Origin of the sequence: Protofrankia sp. CiT1 (genome assembly GCF_917627335.1) — a bacterium.
Classification (GTDB): Bacteria; Actinomycetota; Actinomycetes; order Frankiales; family Frankiaceae; genus Protofrankia.
Genome location: NZ_CAKJTP010000177.1, coordinates 1 through 7,266, shown reverse-complemented (window position 1 = coordinate 7,266; position 7,266 = coordinate 1). Strand labels below are relative to the sequence as shown.

Here is a 7,266-nt window from a genome sequence, read left to right as displayed (position 1 = left end):
GTCAGCTGGCGGCAGCGATGATCAGGTCGGCCGTCTCCACCGGATGGCTGATCATCGCCACGTGGGAGCTGGCCACCTCGATCGTGTGCGCGCCGGCACGCGTCGCCATCACCCGCTCGGCCTCCGGTGGGATCGTCGCGTCGTCCGCCGCCACGAGATACCAGCTCGGAATCGTGCGCCACCCCGGCGTCCCCGACGGCGTCGACAGGCACGACGCGGCGAAGCCGCGCTGGCTCGACGCCATGACCACCGCCCGCCCCGCGTCGACATCGGCGCAGAACAGTTCGTGGAAGTACACCGGATCGATATACACGTCGGCGTCGCCCTCGGGAGCGCCCGGGTAGGGCCGGAGCACCAGATGCTTGGCCAGATCGGTGCTCCCGTCACCCAGCGCGAGCGCGGCACCCAGCGCCTCACCCTCCTCCGGCGCGAAGGCGGCAACGTAGACCAAGGCCTTGACGTTGGCGTTCCCCGTACTGGCATTGGTGATCACACTGCCACCGTAGGAATGCCCGACCAACACGACCGGGCCGTCAATAGTGGAGACGAACGCGCGGATGTACTCACCGTCGCTGATCACACCGCGCAACGGATTGGCCGGAGCGTAACAGGTGAAGCCGAGGGCCTGAAGCCTCGCGACCACATCGCCCCAACCGGACGCATCGGCGAACGCCCCGTGGATCAGAACAATGGCAGGCTTGTCGGTAGGCATCGCGTAGAACCACTCCTCCATGACGGTCTGGACGCGAGAACAGCCCGGCAGTCGGGCCGATCAGGTTTTGTGAACGGCGCGTGGACCACGGCCGGCAGCGCCGGGACGCCGTCCGAAACCGGGCGTCGGCCGCGGACACCACGGACCCATCGACCCGCCCCTTGCGAAGAGGATGCCGCGCGATCTCCGCGCCGGCCATACGAGGATGTGCGTAGCTGGGATGTGTCCAGGCTGTCGCGATACAGATGGCGGGATCACCATCCCACGCCAAACTCAACCGACTACTGGACGTGACAATCTCGACAATCTCGCTGCTGGACAACCCGCATGAGTTCCGGTCCGCTGCCTGCGGAGAACGGGCGGCTGTGCTCCACGCTCGTCTCACCGGCTGTTTCCAGGTCCGCTGGCGTAGTCGCGGCATCTGGTTGCACATGCTCGACGAAGGCGTCTGGACCGGGCTGATTACCTGGACACCGTCCGAGGTCGCCATCCATTTGCTGGTGCACAGCCTCGCTACCAGTGTCGTCGACCTCACACCGCGGATAATAGACGAGGTCGCCGACGACGGCTGGCTGACCTCAGAAGAACACTCGGTGGCGCGGGAACGCTTCGAAGGCTCGTTCGCCCGAGTTCTGGTCCCGCCGCGGCGGGCCGGCCCGGAGCCGCACTATGCCCGGGCCGCACGCACCAACCGCGAGTGACGAATTATCCGCTCAATGCCTGGCCTTTCGGATCTTGTTCCCGGACGCGGACGAGGACGCCGTCGGCCGTGCGTTCGTAGGTGCGGCCGACATTCTTGTCGAGCTTCCGCACGACCTCGGTGTCGAGGTCGATGCCGTTCATTTCGGCGAGTGCCATGAGGTAGATGGCGATGTCCGCGAGTTCTTCGCCGAAGTCAGGGAGTCGTTTACGCCAGGCGGTGAACGCTTCACCGACCTCGGCGGTGAGCAGTCCAAACTCCAATGCCGTGTCGGTGGTGTTGAATCCCTTGTCAATCTTGTTGGCCCAGGCGCGTTTCTGGGCCTCTCGGATCTCCAAAGGTCTCCTCCGCGGGTCGGTGACGGACACAGGCAGGCTATCCGTCACCGATCGGGCCTGGGCCGTCGGCCGCACCCTCCGGTAGCGGTCCGCACACAGATGTTTTTACGTTGATATCCAGGTGGATAACTGATGTGTTGTTGGCGAGCCGAGTGAAGACCTCTCGTAGGCGTCAAGGACGGCCTCGATCGTCGCGGCCGGGGGTGCTTTACGGCGTCGCGGACGAGGAGCCGACCGTGCACGGCGTCGGACGGCTTTCGGCGTCACCTGCTCATCGAGGTGCTCTCTGGCAGAGATGTCGACCCAGACGAAGTTGAGCAAACGCTGGGTCTGAAAACTTTCCGATCACCACCTTGCGCAGGCGATCTGGCGGATCCCTGGCAGTGGCCGCGAGATCGAGGGCTTGGTCCGCTTCGCTCTCGCGGCCGCCCGCGACTTTGATGGCTCCCACCCGTTGGTGGCCACGAGCGGTACCTACGAGGTGTGTGTGGATGTGGACCGGGTAGCCCTGGCCGCCCAGCGGTAGATCGTTTCGCAACGGCCAGCCGGTCACGCGCGGGCGCCCATTGCTTGTCCGACGCAGCTCGACCGTCCCGTCCGTTGCCGTTTCAGCAGGTCAGGATGGGTCAAGCGTCCCATCGTCCCAGCGTCGGGTCGATCTCTTGCCGGCGGTTCGGGCGTATACCTACAGTCTGCATGCGCCGCCGTGGAGAACAACGTAGAACACCACACATGATCTACACGCCTCGAAACAAGGGCGCGCGACGCGTAGCCATGGCAATCCACAATCACGAGGGGATACCAATGAAGCGTGTACGGAAGTTGTTCGCCACCTTTATAACGGCATTGTTATTGGCCGGACTGGGAGTTGTGTTCACGTCGAGCCCCGCGCTGGCGAACGGGTGCACGATTCCTCCGTGCGGGGAGGTGATCAATCATTCGGGACAAACAATCCAAATCCGCTGGTATGTCGACGGGCAAGGCTGGCATCAGGAATCGCTCGCAAATGGGCAGGCGCGCGGAGGCTATTATCATGACGGTGCCGATGTTGACCAGTTCTACGTACCGCTGGGCTGCGTTGGCAAGGTCTCGGTAAACGACAACGGGGTGACCTACTTTCCCGGGAACTGGGATAAGCTCGGTGATTTCCAGACGGTAACCGTGAATGGCTTTTCCTGCGGCGACGGCTATGTGTACGCCTGGAACAACATCTGGAACGACGACAATTATGCCACCGCCGTATGTCGATGGTATAACGACGATAGTACATGGGGTGACGACTGCGGGAACTTCCGGAACAAGGCCGGGGCGGTCCAGAACAACAGCGCGCATGGAAATAGCATCAATTTCTACTTTCACACGAACTACACCGGCGCCTGGGGATGCCTTGGCGCTGGCAGCGTATGGCGGGATCTGCGGTACAACTACTTCAGCTGGGGGCCCGGCCTGGATGGGTACGGCAAGGCCTTGAGAAATGAGATCGCGTCATCCAAGTGGGTCCACTCCTGCGGCAATTGATTCACCGCACGGAGGATAATCCGTGCTCCTGCGGACCGGTGGTCGATACGCGTCACTGGTGACACGTATCGACCACGGATTCCTTGTTGATCATAAGTGAGCTGGCCAGCCATCGCACGTAGCGCCCGCGGCCGAGGGCCTTGTTCGGCGAACGCCGAGATATCGACGTCAAGGGAGCCCAAGGGAGTCAAGAGGGCTCGCCGGCCGGGCTGCGGAGTCCATGTGCGCGTCGAGGCGATCAGTGAGGTTGGCAGCGACGTCCGCACACTCGCCGGGGACGAGTTGATGATCGCACCGTTCGCGTCAGTGACGTGTCCTGCCCCAACCGCACCAATGGCGTGACAACGGCCCGCATAAATGGCGGCTTCTTTCCGATGAACGGCGACGATGGTCAGGGTAGCGATTCACAGGGCTCAGACATCATCGACCCACGGCACCGACACCAGCACGCCACCATACGATCCCGCGTGAGAGAGTAGCCGTCAACGTTTCCAGAGGCTGCCTGCAGTATTTTCGGGGGATTGTGTGGCCAGTGCGCAACTAACAGTGCGCAAGCCGTTGATCGGTCGTCCTGATGCCGCTGTCGACTGACAAACCAGCGGCGCGGAAGCCCGATTCCCGCGCCGCCGTCGGTCGGAAAGCCGCATCCGTGGTCCGCATCCCAACGTGGCTCGGTCGGGAGATTCTGGATCTGCCGATCAGGCTCACCGGAACCCGTCCGCGAGACGTGCTCACGCCCGGTCAGCGCGCGGCATACCGGGCGCTCGGGTTCACCATGGCGATCGTCGCCCTGGTGCACTGGATGTGCGCCCGGATGTTCTTCACGCTGGTGTTCAACGCCCAGGCCATGCGAGACCTTGCCGGTGCGGATGGCCTGGCTGGGGGCGTGACCTTTGTCAACCATCTGGGATACGCGCTGCCGGCGGCGGTTTGGGCCATGTTCGTGTACGCGCTGGAGCTCTCCATCACCAGCCAGACGGCAAGTTTCGACGTCGGGCGTGCCAAGCCCGCCCGCTGGCGCCGCGACTCCCCACAACTGCACGGACGTTGGGGGCGCGTCGCAGTCGCGGCCGTGTTCGGCGTCATCATCTCCGAGTTACTCGTGCAGCTGCTTTTCGCCCCAAGCCTCACCAGGATCATTGTTGCGACACAGACGGCAGCCAACCAGAAGGCGCTGAATTTCGGCCGGCAAACGATCTCGGGTGCCGAAGCGGGTGGAGTCATCGACAGCCAGGGACGACCGGTCGGGCTGTACGCCGACATGCTCAATCGGCGGGCCGAACTCGAGCGGGCATGGAACTCAGCCCGTCAACGTCTCGCCTGCGAGCAGAACGGAAACCGGAGCGACCGAAAGGACGATCCGAACACGACTGTCGACTGTGTCGCGTTCCCGGGTAGCGGTACGCCGAATTTCGGTCCAAAAGCTCAGCAACGCTCCCAGGAACTCGATCAGGCGTGGAAAGCTCTGGGGCAGTGGGACGCGGACAACGGACAGGCACTACGGGCGATGAACGAGAGCGCCGCCAAGACCCAGGCCAGGACCGACGACCTGACGAGAAGCGCCCAGGAGGCCGTCGCGCGCGACGACGGGCTTGGGCCTCGGATCGAGGCGAGCATCGACTACCTCCGGGAACGGCCAGCTGTGCGGGTGCCGACACGGCTCGTCCTCCTGCTCGCCGGCCTGCTGCTCGATCTGGTGCCTTTGATCGTCAAACTCGGCCTGCTGCGATCCGCCGTCGGCAAGGACGGCCGCACGCATAGCGGCGAGGCAGCCGCCGCGCGGGCGGACATGGAGATCGGTCTACTGCGAATCAGGCTTGCCACGGAGAAGGAAAAACGCGATCTTCACCGAAAGTACGGCATCGAGTTCGAGGGTGGGGTGTACTCACGGGACGATCTCACCGACGAGGCCGCGGGTAGCATCGAGGCCGCTGGCGACAGGGTCTACCCTGGTCTCCGTCTTGAGGTTGCGATGACCAGCAACGTGATCCGGAGCTCCTGGCAGCGCAGGTACTTCTTTCGGCCGATCAGTGGGTATACGGCGGAGTTCGTACGGCTCCAGGCGCGCCGGGTTATGGAGTCCGTCGACACGTCCGCCGATGCCGATGGTGACGGACGCGCGATGCGTCAGTTTCTGCTCGAAACGGCGCGGCTCAGCGCTGTCACCTTGATCGCCGGTCCGCTCGTCGTGGCGCGCTCAGGCAACGACGTCGTGGTAACCGTGCTCGACGAGCATGAGGACGAGGCCAGTGACGACCTGTACCCGCTCGACCAGCCCACCCAGATCATTGAGAGAGCACGTGCGCGGGGACCCGAACGGGCGCGCGACCTGTCCAGCTGGTTCGACACAGTTCGCGGCGCTGAGGACGATGATCTTGATCAGACTATTCGACCGGACAGCCCGGCCGCACCCGGTCGGGACGACGCGGAGCCGGGAGACCGGCGAAGCGAACCGCCCGCGCTCGACCAGCGCCACGAAGCCGACGCGCCGGATGACCTCCCTTAACGTGACGATCCACCGGATAGCCCACGCCGCAACGGGAAGCTACGACCTCCGAGAAACAGCCAACCGAGCGGGATCCAGGGGACCAGAGCGTCCAAGATACATTATCAGGCTCGACGGATCCGTGTCAGGTTCCGCTCAAGCTGAAGAGTCTCCCTGGCGGTTGCCCCCAGCACACGGACACATTTCTCGAGAGTGTCCTCGGCGAGCCGCCGAGCCTCCTCGATCTCACCCAACTCGAAAAGCGGGACGACGAGGAGCCGGGCCGACTCGAGCGTCGCCGGGTGCTCCGGGCCCAGGATCTCGCGTCGTCCGCGAAGGTTGCTGTCAAGCAGACTTCGAGCGATGACGAGTGAGGCCGCGTTTTCCGCCGCCGCAAGTCGCAGGAGGTCCTCGCCCAGGCTAGCCGCCGCGCTAAGCGCCAGCGGATGGTGCGTGCCCAGATGTGCGTGCGCGAGGTCCATTGCCTTTGCGTCCAACTCACGCGCGATAACGTAGTTGCCTGTTGCACGATGGTAGCCAGCGAGGTTCAACATTGATATCAGCGTGTCGCGGTGATGAGGACCAAGGTGACGCGTCCGGCTCTCCAGCGTTCCGACAATCATATTCCGAGCCTCGTCATGACGCCGGAGACCAAGCAGGTTGACGCCAAGGTTCGCTGCCGCCGTCAGGGTTTCCTGGTCACGTTCTCCGTGCATGCGTCGCCGGCTGTCGAGAATAAGCCGGTTCAGGTCGTGAGCCGGCACGTACCTCGCCAACGACTGCAGCGCGCCGGCGAGGTGCTGTGCCGCTGCCAAGGTATCCGTGTGTTCGACGCCGAGTACGCTGCTCAGGCACGTGTACAGATCATCAGCCATATTCCGTGCGGCCTCATACTGGCCCGCCTCACGCAGGTACGCGGACGTCCGAAGCAGGTTCGCACGGACGCGGGTAGCCTCTTCCGCTCTGGCCAGGCAGCGGGCCCGATCTGTGCGGTACTGGTCCGCGAGGCGCTGGTAAGCAGGCCAGTGCTCGGGATTTTCGGGATCGCCGGAAACGACTTCCTCGCCGGTCTTCGGTCCAGTGACCGGCGAAGGGGCTTGCCGCTCGGCTGGTGACAGAACACCCGGATCAAGATCCCGGATGAAAACGGGGTTTCCCCGGCACCACTCCCGGGCTGCGTCGAGCAGCGCGGTTCGGCCGCCCTCGCAAATTCCGTTTCCGATGAGTTCCGAAACTTCGGACCAGTACACCTCCGGGTCAACCGCGCCCCAGGCCGGCTGTCGTCTGCGCGGTATGCCCGCTCTCATCAGCACATGAGCAATGGACCGCGGATCCGGGATGGCGTCCGCCAAGGCTCGGACCTCGTCTGCCGACAGGCCGCGCTGCAACCGCCACCCCCCGATATGTGCCGTCGGCTGACCGCACCGGCTTGCTCATCAGTCTTCCTTGTGTCGAGAGCCGAGCAATGGCATCGTAATCTGATCGTCAAGGCATCGCCAATGGCTCCACCTTG

The 7,266-nt window shown here is 64.0% G+C and carries 7 protein-coding genes; 4 read left to right on the top strand and 3 right to left on the bottom strand.

What is annotated here, in order from left to right; genetic code table 11:
* Position 1: 1 nt before the first annotated feature.
* Positions 2-712: an alpha/beta hydrolase gene (locus MJ785_RS19060; RefSeq protein WP_239382108.1), complete on the bottom strand. Its 711-nt coding sequence runs from the start codon at positions 710-712 to the stop codon at positions 2-4.
* A 290-nt stretch (positions 713-1,002) separates the two neighbouring features.
* Here MJ785_RS19060 and MJ785_RS19055 point away from each other — a divergent pair, with 290 nt between their 5' ends.
* Positions 1,003-1,413, top strand: coding sequence for a hypothetical protein (locus tag MJ785_RS19055; RefSeq protein WP_239382106.1), 411 nt, complete (start codon positions 1,003-1,005; stop codon positions 1,411-1,413).
* 4 nt (positions 1,414-1,417) lie between these two features.
* On the opposite strand, the gene MJ785_RS19050 is transcribed toward MJ785_RS19055, so the two are convergent.
* The gene (locus MJ785_RS19050; RefSeq protein WP_239382104.1) at positions 1,418-1,750 is read right to left on the bottom strand and encodes a hypothetical protein; all 333 of its coding nucleotides are present in this window, start codon (positions 1,748-1,750) and stop codon (positions 1,418-1,420) included.
* Positions 1,751-2,153: 403 nt separating this feature from the next.
* On the opposite strand from MJ785_RS19050, the gene MJ785_RS21980 reads away from it, so the two are divergent.
* The 3 genes from MJ785_RS21980 to MJ785_RS19040 all read left to right on the top strand — a co-directional run bounded on the left by MJ785_RS21980 (position 2,154) and on the right by MJ785_RS19040 (position 5,774).
* Positions 2,154-2,276, top strand: a complete 123-nt coding sequence (locus tag MJ785_RS21980) for a hypothetical protein (RefSeq protein ID WP_255725419.1) — start codon at positions 2,154-2,156, stop codon at positions 2,274-2,276.
* A 206-nt stretch (positions 2,277-2,482) separates the two neighbouring features.
* Complete coding sequence (locus MJ785_RS19045; RefSeq protein ID WP_239382102.1) at positions 2,483-3,268, top strand: peptidase inhibitor family I36 protein; 786 nt, start codon at positions 2,483-2,485, stop codon at positions 3,266-3,268.
* Positions 3,269-3,917: 649 nt separating this feature from the next.
* Complete coding sequence (locus MJ785_RS19040) at positions 3,918-5,774, top strand: DUF4407 domain-containing protein (protein WP_239382100.1); 1,857 nt, start codon at positions 3,918-3,920, stop codon at positions 5,772-5,774.
* Positions 5,775-5,878: 104 nt separating this feature from the next.
* On the opposite strand, the gene MJ785_RS19035 is transcribed toward MJ785_RS19040, so the two are convergent.
* Entirely contained in the window at positions 5,879-7,141 is a 1,263-nt protein-coding gene (locus MJ785_RS19035) for a tetratricopeptide repeat protein (RefSeq protein ID WP_255725420.1), read from the bottom strand.
* Between the last annotated feature and the right edge of the window lie 125 nt (positions 7,142-7,266).